General features: G+C 61.6%; 18 protein-coding genes and 1 tRNA gene. 5 read left to right on the top strand and 14 right to left on the bottom strand.

Going from position 1 to position 13,574, the window contains the following annotated elements:
- Nucleotides 1-14 precede the first annotated feature (14 nt).
- Genes yajC through queA form a run of 3 tightly spaced genes read right to left on the bottom strand, consistent with a single transcriptional unit; the run spans nucleotide 15 to nucleotide 2,572 of the window.
- Nucleotides 15-350: a preprotein translocase subunit YajC gene (gene yajC / locus PspTeo4_RS16595; RefSeq protein ID WP_008092587.1), complete on the bottom strand. Its 336-nt coding sequence runs from the start codon at nucleotides 348-350 to the stop codon at nucleotides 15-17.
- A gap of 42 nt (nucleotides 351-392) precedes the next feature.
- Nucleotides 393-1,508 carry a tRNA guanosine(34) transglycosylase Tgt gene (gene tgt / locus PspTeo4_RS16600; protein WP_162144435.1) on the bottom strand — a complete coding sequence of 372 codons (1,116 nt, stop codon included), beginning with the start codon at nucleotides 1,506-1,508 and terminating at the stop codon, nucleotides 393-395.
- Between the two features lie 14 nt (nucleotides 1,509-1,522).
- A complete protein-coding gene (queA, locus tag PspTeo4_RS16605) occupies nucleotides 1,523-2,572 on the bottom strand; it encodes a tRNA preQ1(34) S-adenosylmethionine ribosyltransferase-isomerase QueA (RefSeq protein WP_322364922.1) in 1,050 nt (349 codons plus the stop codon).
- A 107-nt stretch (nucleotides 2,573-2,679) separates the two neighbouring features.
- Here queA and PspTeo4_RS16610 point away from each other — a divergent pair.
- Nucleotides 2,680-2,764 (top strand) — tRNA-Leu (locus PspTeo4_RS16610).
- Between the two features lie 93 nt (nucleotides 2,765-2,857).
- Here the strand turns inward: PspTeo4_RS16610 and PspTeo4_RS16615 are convergent.
- The gene (locus PspTeo4_RS16615) at nucleotides 2,858-3,184 is read right to left on the bottom strand and encodes a helix-turn-helix transcriptional regulator (RefSeq protein WP_322364924.1); all 327 of its coding nucleotides are present in this window, start codon (nucleotides 3,182-3,184) and stop codon (nucleotides 2,858-2,860) included.
- Complete coding sequence (locus tag PspTeo4_RS16620) at nucleotides 3,168-3,416, bottom strand: type II toxin-antitoxin system RelE/ParE family toxin (RefSeq protein ID WP_322364926.1); 249 nt, start codon at nucleotides 3,414-3,416, stop codon at nucleotides 3,168-3,170. The genes PspTeo4_RS16615 and PspTeo4_RS16620 overlap by 17 nt, the downstream gene beginning before the upstream one ends.
- Nucleotides 3,417-3,755: 339 nt before the next feature.
- Here PspTeo4_RS16620 and PspTeo4_RS16625 point away from each other — a divergent pair, with 339 nt between their 5' ends.
- A complete protein-coding gene (locus tag PspTeo4_RS16625; RefSeq protein ID WP_322364929.1) occupies nucleotides 3,756-4,235 on the top strand; it encodes a GNAT family N-acetyltransferase in 480 nt (159 codons plus the stop codon).
- Nucleotides 4,236-4,245: 10 nt separating this feature from the next.
- On the opposite strand, the gene PspTeo4_RS16630 is transcribed toward PspTeo4_RS16625, so the two are convergent.
- Together PspTeo4_RS16630 and PspTeo4_RS16635 are read right to left on the bottom strand one after the other, a co-directional pair.
- Nucleotides 4,246-4,542 (bottom strand): addiction module antidote protein, encoded by a 297-nt coding sequence (locus tag PspTeo4_RS16630; RefSeq protein WP_322364930.1) that lies wholly within the window; start codon nucleotides 4,540-4,542, stop codon nucleotides 4,246-4,248.
- Entirely contained in the window at nucleotides 4,539-4,835 is a 297-nt protein-coding gene (locus tag PspTeo4_RS16635) for a type II toxin-antitoxin system RelE/ParE family toxin (RefSeq protein WP_322364932.1), read from the bottom strand. Before PspTeo4_RS16635 ends, PspTeo4_RS16630 begins: the two co-directional genes overlap by 4 nt.
- Before the next feature lie 217 nt (nucleotides 4,836-5,052).
- On the opposite strand from PspTeo4_RS16635, the gene PspTeo4_RS16640 reads away from it, so the two are divergent.
- The gene (locus PspTeo4_RS16640; protein ID WP_322364933.1) at nucleotides 5,053-5,964 is read left to right on the top strand and encodes a bestrophin family protein; all 912 of its coding nucleotides are present in this window, start codon (nucleotides 5,053-5,055) and stop codon (nucleotides 5,962-5,964) included.
- Between the two features lie 164 nt (nucleotides 5,965-6,128).
- Here PspTeo4_RS16640 and phnE read toward each other — a convergent pair whose 3' ends face one another.
- From phnE to PspTeo4_RS16660, 4 genes are read right to left on the bottom strand one after another with little or no spacing between them, the layout of a single operon-like run.
- Nucleotides 6,129-6,896 carry a phosphonate ABC transporter, permease protein PhnE gene (gene phnE, locus PspTeo4_RS16645; RefSeq protein WP_322364934.1) on the bottom strand — a complete coding sequence of 256 codons (768 nt, stop codon included), beginning with the start codon at nucleotides 6,894-6,896 and terminating at the stop codon, nucleotides 6,129-6,131.
- Complete coding sequence (locus PspTeo4_RS16650) at nucleotides 6,893-7,720, bottom strand: ABC transporter permease (RefSeq protein WP_322364936.1); 828 nt, start codon at nucleotides 7,718-7,720, stop codon at nucleotides 6,893-6,895. Before PspTeo4_RS16650 ends, phnE begins: the two co-directional genes overlap by 4 nt.
- Nucleotides 7,714-8,508, bottom strand: coding sequence for a phosphonate ABC transporter ATP-binding protein (locus PspTeo4_RS16655; RefSeq protein ID WP_322364937.1), 795 nt, complete (start codon nucleotides 8,506-8,508; stop codon nucleotides 7,714-7,716). The genes PspTeo4_RS16650 and PspTeo4_RS16655 overlap by 7 nt, the downstream gene beginning before the upstream one ends.
- Entirely contained in the window at nucleotides 8,505-9,359 is an 855-nt protein-coding gene (locus tag PspTeo4_RS16660; RefSeq protein ID WP_322364939.1) for a putative selenate ABC transporter substrate-binding protein, read from the bottom strand. Before PspTeo4_RS16660 ends, PspTeo4_RS16655 begins: the two co-directional genes overlap by 4 nt.
- A 127-nt stretch (nucleotides 9,360-9,486) precedes the next feature.
- On the opposite strand from PspTeo4_RS16660, the gene selD reads away from it, so the two are divergent.
- Together selD and mnmH are read left to right on the top strand one after the other, a co-directional pair.
- Complete coding sequence (gene selD / locus PspTeo4_RS16665; protein ID WP_322364940.1) at nucleotides 9,487-10,521, top strand: selenide, water dikinase SelD; 1,035 nt, start codon at nucleotides 9,487-9,489, stop codon at nucleotides 10,519-10,521.
- The gene (gene mnmH, locus PspTeo4_RS16670; RefSeq protein ID WP_322364941.1) at nucleotides 10,521-11,618 is read left to right on the top strand and encodes a tRNA 2-selenouridine(34) synthase MnmH; all 1,098 of its coding nucleotides are present in this window, start codon (nucleotides 10,521-10,523) and stop codon (nucleotides 11,616-11,618) included. Before selD ends, mnmH begins: the two co-directional genes overlap by 1 nt.
- Nucleotides 11,619-11,737: 119 nt before the next feature.
- On the opposite strand, the gene PspTeo4_RS16675 is transcribed toward mnmH, so the two are convergent.
- Genes PspTeo4_RS16675 through PspTeo4_RS16685 form a run of 3 tightly spaced genes read right to left on the bottom strand, consistent with a single transcriptional unit; the run spans nucleotide 11,738 to nucleotide 13,301 of the window.
- The gene (locus PspTeo4_RS16675) at nucleotides 11,738-12,124 is read right to left on the bottom strand and encodes a lysozyme inhibitor LprI family protein (protein WP_322366878.1); all 387 of its coding nucleotides are present in this window, start codon (nucleotides 12,122-12,124) and stop codon (nucleotides 11,738-11,740) included.
- A gap of 21 nt (nucleotides 12,125-12,145) precedes the next feature.
- Nucleotides 12,146-12,685, bottom strand: a complete 540-nt coding sequence (locus tag PspTeo4_RS16680) for a hypothetical protein (RefSeq protein WP_322364943.1) — start codon at nucleotides 12,683-12,685, stop codon at nucleotides 12,146-12,148.
- Between the two features lie 52 nt (nucleotides 12,686-12,737).
- Nucleotides 12,738-13,301, bottom strand: a complete 564-nt coding sequence (locus PspTeo4_RS16685) for a GNAT family N-acetyltransferase (protein ID WP_322364945.1) — start codon at nucleotides 13,299-13,301, stop codon at nucleotides 12,738-12,740.
- Nucleotides 13,302-13,574: the final 273 nt, after the last annotated feature.

The following is a 13,574-nucleotide window of genomic DNA, read 5'->3' on the forward strand; positions in this document are numbered from 1 at the left end:
GAAAAACCGGTAACTCAGATAGCCTTGAGCGTACCTTTTGGCAGGGTCGCGGCGATGGCGCCCTTCTGGAACTTCAGCTCGACGGTGTCGGAAACTTCCAGAACCACGAAATCATCGGAAACCTTGACGATCTTGCCGGCAATACCGCCGTTGGTGACAACTTCGTCACCTTTCTGCAAGTTGCTCAGCAGGTTCTTCTGCTCCTTGGCACGCTTGGCCTGAGGACGCCAGATCATCAAGTAGAAGATGACCAGGAAGCCGACCAGGAAGATCCACTCGAAGCCAGTACCGGCAGGGCCGGCGGCAGGTGCAGCAGCGTCCGCGTAAGCGGCGGGAATCAAGAAGCTCATTGGGCACTCCAGTTGCTAAATTTTAATAATAAGAGCGAACAGTCAGTCCAGAGGCGGCACAGGCAGCCCGCGTTTGGCATAGAAGGCGTCGACAAAGGCGGCCAATTTACCTTGTTGAATAGCCTCGCGTAAACCGGCCATCAAGCGCTGGTAATGGCGCAAGTTGTGGATGGTATTCAGCATGCTGCTCAACATTTCGCCGCACTTGTCCAGGTGATGGAGATAGGCACGGGAGAAGTTGGTGCAGGTATAGCAATCACAGGTCGGATCCAGCGGCGAATCATCATGGCGATGGAACGCGTTGCGGATCTTGATCACCCCTGTATCGACGAACAGATGGCCGTTGCGCGCGTTACGCGTCGGCATCACGCAGTCGAACATATCGACGCCGCGGCGCACACCCTCAACGAGATCTTCCGGTTTGCCTACCCCCATAAGGTAACGAGGTTTGTCAGCAGGCATCTGCGCGGGCAGGTAATCCAGCACCTTGATCATTTCGTGCTTGGGTTCACCCACCGACAGGCCGCCAATGGCCAGGCCGTCGAAGTCGATATTGACCAAGGCCTCCAGCGAGCGCATGCGCAGGTCCTGGTACATGCCACCCTGGACAATGCCGAACAGCGCAGCGGTGTTGTCGCCGTGGGCATTCTTCGAACGCTGGGCCCAGCGCAGCGACAACTCCATGGAGGTGCGCGCCACGTCGTGCTCGGCCGGGTACGGCGTGCACTCGTCGAAGATCATGACGATGTCCGAACCCAGGTCGCGCTGCACCTGCATGGACTCTTCAGGGCCCATGAACACCTTGGAACCGTCCACCGGCGAGGCGAAAGTCACACCCTCTTCCTTGATCTTGCGCATGGCGCCCAGGCTGAACACCTGGAAACCACCGGAGTCAGTGAGGATTGGGCCTTTCCACTGCATGAAGTCGTGCAGGCCGTTGTGCTTCTTGATCACCTCGGTACCCGGGCGCAGCCACAGGTGGAAGGTGTTGCCGAGGATGATCTCGGCGCCGATGGCCTCGATGTCACGCGGCAGCATGCCCTTGACCGTGCCATAGGTACCCACCGGCATGAACGCCGGGGTTTCCACCGTGCCACGGGGGAAGGTCAGGCGGCCACGACGGGCCTTGCCGTCGGTGGCCAGCAGTTCGAAGGACATTCGACAGGTGCGACTCATGCTTGATCCTCTGGGCCGCGTGGCGCCGGATTGCGGGTGATGAACATGGCATCACCGTAACTGAAGAAGCGGTAACCCTGCTCGACCGCCGCCGCATAGGCAGCCATGGTTTCGGGGTAACCGGCGAAGGCCGAGACCAGCATCAGCAGCGTGGACTCCGGCAGGTGGAAGTTGGTGACCAGGGCGTCGACCACATGGAAGGGCCGGCCTGGGTAGATGAAGATATCGGTATCGCCGCTGAAGGCCTTGAGCACGCCATCACGGGCCGCGCTTTCCAGCGAGCGCACGCTGGTGGTGCCCACGGCCACCACACGGCCACCACGGGCGCGGCAGGCCTCGATGGCATCGACCACATCCTGGCTCACTTCGAGCCACTCTTTATGCATGTGGTGGTCTTCGATCTTGTCGACCCGCACTGGCTGGAAGGTGCCCGCGCCCACATGCAGGGTCACGAACGCCCGTTCGACGCCTTTGGCGGCGATTTTTTCCAGCAGTGCCTCGTCGAAGTGCAGCCCGGCAGTGGGGGCCGCCACCGCACCTGCGCGCTCGGCATAGACGGTCTGGTAACGCTCACGGTCGGCGCCTTCGTCCGGGCGGTCGATGTAGGGCGGCAATGGCATGTGCCCTACCCGCTCCAGCAGCGGCAACACCTCTTCGGTGAAACGCAGCTCGAACAACGTCTCGTGGCGCGCGACCATCTCGGCCTCGCCACCGCCGTCGATGAGAATCATGCTCCCGGCCTTGGGCGCCTTGCTCGAGCGCACATGGGCCAGTACCCGGTGGCTGTCGAGCACCCGCTCGACCAGCACTTCCAGCTTGCCGCCGGAGGCTTTCTGGCCAAACAGCCGCGCCGGGATCACCCGGGTGTTGTTGAATACCATCAGGTCGCCGGGACGCAGGTAGTCGAGCAGATCGGGGAACTGCTTGTGCGTCAGCGCCCCGCTAGGTCCATCGAGGACCAGCAGACGGCTGCCATGGCGCTCGGCCAAAGGGTGGCGAGCGATCAGGGAATCGGGGAGTTCGAAAGAAAAATCGGCGACGCGCATGATGGTGTTCGGTTCGACAGGGCCGCAAAGTTTAGCCCAATGTGTGAAAATTGACTATGAAACCCGATTGACCGCCTCAAGACACCTCTCTATACTGCGCGCCACACGCCCTGATGGCGGAATTGGTAGACGCGGCGGATTCAAAATCCGTTTTCGAAAGGAGTGGGAGTTCGAGTCTCCCTCGGGGCACCAAATCCGAAAGAAACCGACCTTATGGTCGGTTTTTTTGTGCCTGGGATTTGGCGTATAGCGCTTTATCTCAGGACCGCGTTGCCTGAATCGGTACTACAAGTCCAGCAACGACGCCGAAATCCCCAGAGCCGCAGCGATCTTCAGGCGTGTGCTCTTGCGAGGTCTCTCAGCGGCCTCCTGCTGTGCATAAGCTGACTGTGAAATCCCCAAACGCTGGGCCACTTCAGCCTGAGTCAAGTCCAAGTGCCTGCGCCACGCGGCTACCGCAGTCATCCCCTCCTTCACCATGTACCCTACAACCTCATTGGGCACCAGATCGTGTTCAGGATGGCTGGCAATGTAATCTGCATAAGGCAGCACCACGAAGGCCGGGCGACCATCCGCTCCGTTGATGATCTGTATATTAGTAGGTGTGTTCATCGCGCTTTTTGACTTCCTCGATGTTGACAATCTTCACCCCTCCATCCCAGTCGAAAAGGATGCGGTAGTTCCCGACTCGGAGCCTGTAACCGTACGAGTGATTGACCAGCACCTTCAGGTTTTGCACATCCGGCATGTGGGCCAGTGCTTGAGCGGCGTCGTAGATTCTCGGCTGATCGGCCTTGCTGAGCTTCCTTGCAAGAAAGGCGCGGCCAACATTGCCAACGCACACATCATTGCAATGCGCTTCGGACTCTATCCAGAAGCCAAGTCCTCAGACTTCCGACATTCCCTGTAGTCCGTTTCCCAAATACGCTTCCCGCCTCTTCCAAGCTATAGCGACGGTTTAGATAGTCCCCTGGTCCCAGGTGGTCGTTACCAACCCTTGCGAGCGGGCTGCATGAAGTCGCCGACAGCCTCATTCAGTTTTAAGCGGAGCAACGGAACACTGTGCAAAAAACCGAGCGTCCTATGACGCTCGGCACGACGGCGTTGGGAGCCGCTTGCTCAGTCGACCCAATCAATGGAGGATGACCGGCCATGAGCAATCATCAGTAAGGAACGCTGCCCCATGCTCCTGACCCACCGCCCCGTGCAAGCCGCCGACATACCAGCCATCTGCTGCTTCCCCCAAGGCCCGGACGAACTGTTCTATATGTTCCCCAAGGCCACCTACCCACTCACCCCTGCTCAACTGAGCGATGCCATTGCCCAGCGCAGTGGCTCCACGGTGGTGATGGGCGACGGTGCGGTGCTGGGTTTCGCCAATTTCTACAAGGCCGAACGGGGCGGCGTGTGTGCGCTGGGCAACGTCGTCGTGGCGCCAGCGGCGCGTGGCCATGGGGTGGCGCGTTATCTGGTGCAGCACATGATCGATCTGGCCCGCGAACAGTTCGCGGCGCGGGAGGTGTGGGTGTCGTGCTTCAACCACAACACGGCGGGGCTACTGCTCTATCCACAGCTGGGCTTCACGCCGTTCGGGATCGAGGAGCGGCAAATGCCGGATGGCAAGCGGGTGGCGTTGGTGCAGATGAAGCAGGTGCTCCCATAATCGAACCGACTCAATGAGACGCAGCATGGGGATGAGCGAACAGATCGATGCCCAACGCACGGATCACCTTCAATACAGTGTCAAAACGAGGTTTTGCTCCTGGGCTCAGCGCCTTGTAGAGACTCTCCCTTCCCAGCCCGCTGGCTGCGGCAATCTGTGTCATCCCTCGAGCTCTTGCGATGTGACCAAGCGCGCGAATGATCTCATCCGAGTCCCCATCAGACAGCACCTGACTAAGGTACTCACTGATAGCCTCATCACCGTCCAGCAGGGAAGCCATATCAAATGGGATCAGTTTCTCGCTCATTTCAACTCCTTGACGAGTTTTCTGGCTTTGAGGATATCGGCAACCTGGGATGACTTGTCTCCGCCGACCAGCAGAAGAATTAATCTGCCCTCTTTGCGGGTGAAGTAGATTCGATAGCCTGCAGCAAAATCGATCCTCAGTTCACTAACACCCTCCCCTAGGGATTTGTAATCTCCAAGATTACCCGCCGCAGCACGCTCCAGGCGACGACCCACTGCCAGCTTGGCTCTCAAATCTCTCAAGCCGGTCAACCAAAGTGCAAAACTTTCCGTCTGCTCGACGATATAGGTCAATGGGGTCTCCATCGTATCCTTTTGGATACATCGCATCAAGATTTGAATGCGATGACTGTGTCGCCCTTCTTCTCTATGTGAAATCCAGCAGCATCCGATATCGTGGTCAGACTTATCTCCACCTCAGTAGCCAAAAACTTCTTGCAACATCTCCCTCAGAACCTTCCCCTATCCGCGACGTCCGACCCTGCATCGCCCACGTTTCGAGGTACCTCGTGTGAAAAACCTCATCGCCCGCCAGTACCGCCTGGTGGTGAAGACCTTCGGTTACATCGGCTGGTCGCTGTTCTGGTTGCTGATCTGGGATGTCCTGGTCACCATCGATTTCATGCTGTTCTTCAACAGCAAGTTCACCCTGCCGCTGATTCCCCTGACCCTGCTAGGTTCGGCGCTGGTGGTGCTGGTGAGTTTTCGCAACAGCAGTGCCTACAACCGCTGGTGGGAAGCCAGGACACTCTGGGGGGCGCTGGTGAACGGCTCTCGCAGCTTTGCCCGGCAGGCGCTGACGCTGATCGACGACCCTGAAGATGGCCTGAACCCGGTCAAGGCTACTCTGCTACGCCGGCACATCGCCTATGTGAATTGCCTGGCGGCGCACCTCAAAGGCCAGAGCTGCCCGGATGAACTGATGGCCTTCATCCCGCCGGGCGAGTTCGAGCGGCGCAACCGTTCGAACAATTTCGCCAACGATATCCTCGGTGGCTCGGCGGCCTTGCTCGCAAGGGAATATCAGGCCGGGCGCCTGGACAGCATTCGCCTGGCGCGGCTGGAATCCACCCTGGTGGACTTGTCGAACGCCCAGGGCGGCATGGAACGCATTGCCAACACGCCCCTGCCCTACCCCTATGTGTATTTTCCGCGGCTGTTCATCACCTTGTTCTGCCTGATCGTGCCAATCGGGCTGGTGGAGTCGCTGGGCTGGTTCACGCCGCTGGCGTCGACGGTGGTTGGCTTCATGCTGCTGGCCATCGAGCGCATCGGCACGGATTTGCAGAGCCCGTTCAAGTTCAGCGAGCATCAGATCCAGATGGACAGCATCTGCGAGACGATCGAGCGGAATCTTGAGTCGATGCAGCGGGAAGCACAGCACACAGAGCGAGCTCAGCAGTCACACTGCGAACATTCGTGATGCCACCGGCAACTCGTGGGAGCTGGCGCAGCCTGCGATGGGCCGCGCAGCGGCCCCATAATGCGAGGGCTGTGCCCTCGTTCGCAGGCTTCGCCAGCTCCCACGCAGACCCGGTAAATCAATGAGACCGTAATGTCGATGCGCGCCGGCTCGCCATCGCACAATCAAGCACGCACAAAGCGCTGGCGCAACAAATCACTCAACGCATCCACCAGCAGCACCAACACCAGCATGGCCATGATCACCGTACTCGCCTGCGCCTCCTGGAACAGGCTCAAGGTGGTGTACAGCATTTGCCCCAAACCACCCGCCCCGACAAAACCCAGCACACTGGCCATGCGGATATTGTTCTCCCAACGGTACAGGCTGTAGGCCAGCAGCTGCGGCCAGAGGTTGGGCAAGGTCCCGAAACAGAACGCCTCCAGCTGGCGCCCGCCCTGCAGACGAATGGCCGTCGCAGGTTCCGGTGACGCATTCTCCAACGCTTCGGCAAACAAACGACCCAGTACCCCTGCGGTATGCAGCGCCAGCGCCAGGGTGCCGGCATTCGGCCCAAGCCCGGCAGCCAGCACCGTCAACGCAGCCCATACCAGTTCCGGGATGGCCCGCAAGGCGTTGAGCAACAGGCGCGCTGCAGCCTGCAGCAGCGCGCCGAAGCGCCCCGCCGCCGGCAATGCCAGCAACATCCCCAAGACCATGGCGAGCAGCGTGCCCATCCCGGACATGGCCAGGGTTTCCATGGCGCCGCGCCCCACGGCACGCAGGTGCTCAGCAGACAAGTCAGGGTGCAGGAAACGCCCGGCATACTCGCCCATCTGCCCCAGGCCGCCATCGCCGACCACGGCGTGAAGGTCCAACTCCAAGTACCCGAACGAAGCCACAACCGCCGCGACGATGGCCGCGATCACCAGCAAATTGATTGCCCGATTCATGCCAGCCTCCCACGCAGGAAGCGGCTGAGTTGGTCGGCCAGGAACACCAGCACCAGAAACGCCAGCAGCATGCTTGCCACCTCGGCACCTGCGAACATGCGCATCGACAGGTCTATCTGCTGCCCAAGCCCACCGGCACCGACGAACCCCATCACCACCGAAGCCCGCACTGCGCACTCCCAGCGGTAGACGGTATAAGACACGACCTCAGCCCCGGCCGTGGGCAGAATGCCGTAGAAGAACGCGCTGAGACGCCCACTGCCAGCCTGCAGCAACGCGTGGGCGGGTCGCTGGTCAACCGACTCGAAGATCTCCGCATAGACCTTGCCAAGCATGCCGCTGTAGGTAATGGCGATCGCCAGCACCCCGGCTGTCGGCCCCAGGCCCACGGCGCGCACGAACAACAGCGCCCAGACGATCTCCGGCACGCTACGCAGGAAAATCAGCAGACCGCGTACCGGCATGCGCAGTAAACGCGACCACAGCCCTGCGCGCCCGCCCCTGGAGGCTGCGCGCAACGACAGGGCACGGCTGGCCATCAGGCTGGCCGGCACCGCCAGCAGCAGCGCCAGGGCCATACCGGCCGTGGCCACGGCCAGAGTCTGCAACGTGGACTGATACAACAGCGCGAGGAAATCGGTGTCATGGGCCGGCGGCCAGAAGGCGCTGGTGAAGCTGGCGATCTGCTGACGGTTTTCCGCCTGAAACAACACGCCAGGGTTGAGCTCGCTCAACTGCAAACCGGGCCACAACAGGGCAACGGCAAGCACGCTCAGCAATAGACGCGGCAACAGTGCCGGGTCGCGGGCATCGGCCTTCAGCATCGTGGAATCTGTACCGTCAGCGTCGGGCTCGTCGCGGGGGGCGAAACCAGTTGTTCATTGGCATACAACGCATCCAGCCGCTCTTTGCTGACGGCTGCGGCCGGGCAGTCGAACGCCACCTGGCCATCGCGGATACCCACCATCCGAGGGAAATGCGCCAGGGCCAGATCAACCGCGTGCAAGCTGGCAACCAGGGTCACGCCATGGGCCTGGGCATGCCGGTTGAGCAGCGCCAGGCTGTGGTCTGCGAGCACCGGGTCCATCGCCGATACCGGCTCGTCGGTCAGCAACAGTTCAGGGCGCTGGTACAGTGCCCGGGCGATGCCGACCCGCTGCAACTGGCCACCGGACAATTGCCCGCATTGCACGAACAGTTTGTCGGCCAGCCCCAGTTCGGCCAGGACCTGACGAGCACCCGGCACGTCGGTCGGGTAAAGCAGGTTGAGCAAGCCACGCAAGGTACTCCATTGCCCGAGCCGGCCGGCCAGCACTGCGGTGACCACCCGCTGGCGTGGCGGCAAGGGCGGCGCCTGATGCACCAGGCCAACCCTCGCCCGCAAACGCTGGCGAGCACCGGCGGACAGTGACCAAGGCTGTTCGCCAAACACTTCCAACTGGCCGGCGCTAGGCTCGATGGCCGTCGCCATCAGGTGCAACAAGCTGGACTTGCCCGCCCCCGAAGGGCCGATGATTGCGACCCGCTCACCCTGCTCGATACGCAGGTTGATTGCATCGAGGGCACGAACCTGCCCGTGCTGCAGGCCTGCGTTGTGTAGATGAATAGTCACTTGAGCAGGCCGGCCTCGCGTGCGGCTTGCTCGGTGCCTGCGTAGTTCTCAGGCTTGGTCTCGATGAAACGGCTGGCAGCCTGTAGGTCGAGAATGGCCTTGTGCTCTGGGTTGGACGGGTCCAGGTCGAGGAAGGCTTTTTTGATCTTCTCCTTCAACGCCGGGTCCATGTTGCCGCGCACGGTCCAGTTGTAGTCGAAGTACTCCGGGGTGGTGGCGAAGACTTTGACCTTGCTGGTGTCGACCTTGCCGGCATCGACCAGTTTCTGCCACACGCTGGCGTTGAGCACGCCACCATCGACCTTGCCGGCCTGAACCCAGGCAACCGTGGCGTCATGGGCCCCGGAGTAGGCCACACGACCGAAGTAGCTTTCCGGCTTGATGTTGTCTTCCTTGAGCATGAAGTAGCGCGGCATCAGGCTGCCGGAAGTGGACGAGATCGAACCGAAGGCGAACGACTTGCCCTTGAGGTCGGCCAGGCTCTTCACGTCCGGGTTGGCGGTGATGAACTTGGAGGTGAACTTGGCGTCCTGCTCACGCTGTACCAGCGGCGTGGCCTTGGGGTCTTTCAGGTGTACCTGGACGAAGGTAAAACCGCCCAACCAGGCCAGGTCCAGACGGTCGGAAGCCAGCGACTCGACCACCGCCGGGTAATCGGCCACGGGCACAAACTTCACTTCCATGCCCAGCTGCTTGGACAGGTACTCCCCCAACGGCTTGAACTTGCGCAGCAGTTCGGTCGGCGCTTCGTCGGGGATGGCACTGACCCGCAGGGTGTCGGCAGCCTGGGCGATGACGGCGCAGCAGGACAGCACGAGGCCGGCGGCAAGGGCCAGAGGGCGTTTGAGCATGGGGGTTCTCCGGTTCAATAGCGGGGAAAGGGCCGGCATCCGCGCCGACCGTGGCAAGTATAAGAGTCCATGGCGCAAAGACCAGCTTTGCTACAATCGCGCAACCTATTGAGCGTTCGAGGTACATATGAGCGAGCCGATTCGCCTGACCCAATACAGCCACGGTGCCGGCTGTGGCTGCAAGATCTCCCCCAAGGTGTTGGATGTGATCCTCGCTGAAAGCGGTACCCAGGCCCTGGACCCGAAGCTTTGGGTCGGCAACGCCTCACGCGACGACGCCGCCGTCTACGCGCTGGACGATGAACGCGGCGTGGTCTCGACCACCGACTTCTTCATGCCGATCGTCGATGACCCGTACGACTTCGGCCGCATCGCCGCCACCAACGCCATCAGCGACATCTACGCCATGGGCGGCGACCCGTTGATGGCCATCGCCATTCTCGGCTGGCCCGTCAACGTGCTGCCACCGGAAGTGGCCCGTGAAGTGATCCGTGGCGGCCGCGCCGTATGCGCCGAAGCCGGCATCCCTCTGGCCGGTGGCCACTCCATCGACGCCCCGGAACCGATCTTCGGCCTGGCCGTCACCGGCGTGGTCAGCAAGCGCCACCTCAAGCGCAATGACACCGCCACCGCCGGCTGCCGCCTGTACCTGACCAAGCCGCTGGGCATCGGCATCCTCACCACCGCCGAGAAGAAGGCCAAGCTGCGCGAGCAGGACCAGGGCCTGGCCCGCGACTGGATGTGCACGCTCAACACCCCCGGCAGCCGCTTCGGCAAGCTTGACGGCGTCAAGGCAATGACCGACGTGACCGGTTTCGGCCTGCTCGGGCACTTGGTGGAGCTGGCCGAAGGCAGTGGCCTGACCGCGCACCTGAATTACGCTGCCGTGCCACGCCTGCCCAGCGTCGACCACTACCTGGCCGAAGGCTGCATTCCAGGTGGCACCCTGCGCAATTTCGACAGCTATGGCCACAAGATCGGCGCCCTGAGCGACGACCAGAAGCACCTGCTGTGCGACCCACAAACCAGCGGTGGTTTGCTGGTGGCTGTTACCCCTGAGGGTGAAGCAGAGTTTCTGGCTGTTGCTGCCGAATTGGGCCTGAATCTGGCTCCGATCGGCGCACTGGTCGAGCGACAGAGTCACGCGGTCGAGGTGATCTGATGCGCCCCGACTGCACCGATTTTCGACAGCTGTTTCTCGACGACGCGCCGATGATGGACATGCGCGCGCCCATCGAATTCGCCAAAGGCGCCTTTCCCGGCACCGTCAACCTGCCGCTGATGACCGATCAGGAACGGCAGAAGGTCGGCACCTGCTACAAGCAGCAAGGCCAGGCCGCCGCCATCACCTTGGGCCACCAACTGGTCAGCGGCACCATCAAACGCGAGCGCCTGCATGCCTGGGCCAGCTTTGCCAAGGCCAACCCCAACGGCTACCTGTACTGCTTCCGCGGCGGCCTGCGCTCTCTGATCGTTCAGCAGTGGCTGCGGGACGAAGCCGGAATCGACTACCCACGCATCAAGGGTGGCTACAAAGCCTTGCGTACTTTCTTGCTGGAAACTACCCAGCAGGCGGTGGAGCAATGCGATTTCGTGCTGGTTGGCGGCCTTACCGGCACCGGCAAGACCGATGTCTTGCACCAACTGAGCAACGTGCTGGACCTGGAAGGCCACGCCAACCATCGTGGCTCCAGTTTCGGCAAGCGCGCCACCGCGCAACCCTCGCAGATCGACTTCGAGAACCGCCTGGCCATCGACGTACTGAAAAAGCGCGCACGCGGCATCGAGCAATTCGTGCTCGAGGATGAAGGCCGCATCGTTGGCAGTTGCTCAGTGCCGCTGGAGCTGTACCAGGGCATGCAGCAGTACCCGATGGTTTGGCTGGAGGACAGTTTCGAGAACCGCGTGGAACGCATCCTTCGCGACTACGTGGTCAACCTGAGCGCCGAATTCATCTCGCTGCACGGTGAGGAACTTGGCCAACGGCTGTTTGCCGAGCGCATGCTCAAGAGCATGACCAACATCCACAAACGCCTGGGCGGTGAGCGTTTCCAGCGTTTGTCCGAAATCATGCAGCAGGCCCTGGACGAGCAACAGCGCTGCGGTGCAGTGGACTTGCACCGAGGTTGGATCGAAGGCTTGCTGAAGGAGTATTACGACCCGATGTACGCCTACCAGCGCGACGCCAAGGCAGAGCGCATCGAATTTGCCGGGGATGCGGTGGAGGTGCGCGAGTACCTCAAGGCACGTAGACATTAGGGGCCGCTGAGCGGCCCAATCGCCGGCAAGCCGGCTCCCACAGGTAATGCGGTGATCTCAAGGTCGTCGCGGTCCATGTGGGAGCCGGCTTGCCGGCGATAGGGCCGGTGCACCCGACCTCACTGCCCAGGGCTCAGCACCCGCTCCAGCTCCGCCGCTCTCTCTCGGGTCATATCCAGCACACACATCCCGCCTTCCAGTTGAGCCATGGTCCCGCCACTGGCCTGAACATGGAACTGGCAGTTGCCATCGCGATAGGCCATCCACTGGCGCTGCACCTCTCGCAGGCTCTTCTGCTGCCCAGCATCAAGCTTGGCCAGCAGTTGCTTGTATACCCGATTCAGCCGCTGGTCCTGCAACGAACGCTCCTGCTGAATGCAGGCACTCATCGCCGCCGTGCTGGCAGCCTTGTCCATGCACTGGCTGTAACCCGGCGAGTTATCCTCGGCCAAGGCGTGCGGCAAAAAGCCGAGCAACCCAAGACCTATCAGGTAATGCTTGATCATCATCGTCCCTCCTGGTGAACATCAAAGCGCCTGCGACTGCTCCGGCGGCATCAGCACCTTGCCAGGCTCGAAGCGCAACGATGGCATCTGTGTCGCCGCGTACAAGGTCACGCCCAAGGCTGCAATCAACGCCACATCGAGCCAGCGCCAGCCAGGCATGTCTTCAGCACTGCGCGCCTTCCAACAATGCCAGGCCTGGCCTGCACAGAACGTCAGCATCGTCATCAGCCACAGATAGAAACCCATACCAAACCCGATGCGGTTCTGGAATTCGTAGCTCTGATTGTCGGGAAGGCGCTCGATGCCAAAGCTGCTGGCGGCCAGGTACAAGGCCCCCAGCCCGCACACCAACGCCAGCCGGCGATAACGACGATGGGCCAGGATTGCCAGCGCCAGCAGCGGGTTGGCGAACCACTGGAACAACCCGAATGGCACGCCCCACGGTCCGTACAGCAACATTTGCAAAGCAGGCATGCTCCGCCCGCCACTCAACAGAGCACCGTCAAATGCCAGGCTGAGCAGGTACAAGGCGAGGCTGAGGGTCAGGTAGAAAGCTGGCAAACGGCGGCTCCGCGTACAGTCATCAAAACGCCGACCATACAGCACCCAGGTGTCACGCGACAGGCGGCTCCAGTAGCAGGCCGTAAATCCCCGAGTCGGTCAGTTCGCCCGCCACGCACCAGCGAGCCCGCAGCGTGCCCTCCAGAACAAACCCCTGGCGTTCCAGCGTACGGGCCGAGCCATTGTTGCGCGGGTCGATTTCCGCCTCCAGGCGGCGCATGTGCAAGGTGTGTGCGAGGTAATCGATGAAGCAGGTCAGCGCTTCATCCATGTATCCCCTGCCCTGCACCGCGCTGGCCAGGCAATAGCCGACTTCGCCGCGACGGGAGACATCATCGATATTGAACAACTGGACCATGCCGATCAGCTCGCCGTTGTCCCGGCGGTACATGCCCAGCTTCAACTGGTCGCCGTTGGCGTAGGCTTCGCGGTCGGCTGCAAGGGCGCTCTGGGCTTCGGCAAGGTCTTGCCAGGGAGCGTGGTGCCAGTAACGCATGACCTCGGGGTCGGCCATGATCGCCAGCCATTGCGCGGCATCGCCATGGCGCATCGGGCGCAAGTGTAGGCGTGGGCTGTCGAGGCAGAGGTCACTGGGGAAACTGCGGGGTGGGGTCACGCCGGATCTCCTGTCCATTGCTGGGGAGATGACAGTTTAACGTCAGATGGCGTGCTTCGGGGGGGCTGACGTGAGGTGGGTGGTTGTGCCAAGAACGAGCGCCGCCCGCGCGGCGCATCGCGAGCAAGGCTCGCTCCTACGTTTGTTTCTGGCCAGTTATGCCTGCGCGATTTGCGCGCGACCGCTTTGGTGCACGACGCGATATTGAGTCGTACAAGCAAGGCGGTCGCGCGCGCTTGGCACAGGCGTTATTGGCCGTAAACAAACGTAGGA

This window comes from Pseudomonas sp. Teo4 (assembly GCF_034387475.1).
GTDB lineage: Bacteria > Pseudomonadota > Gammaproteobacteria > Pseudomonadales > Pseudomonadaceae > Aquipseudomonas.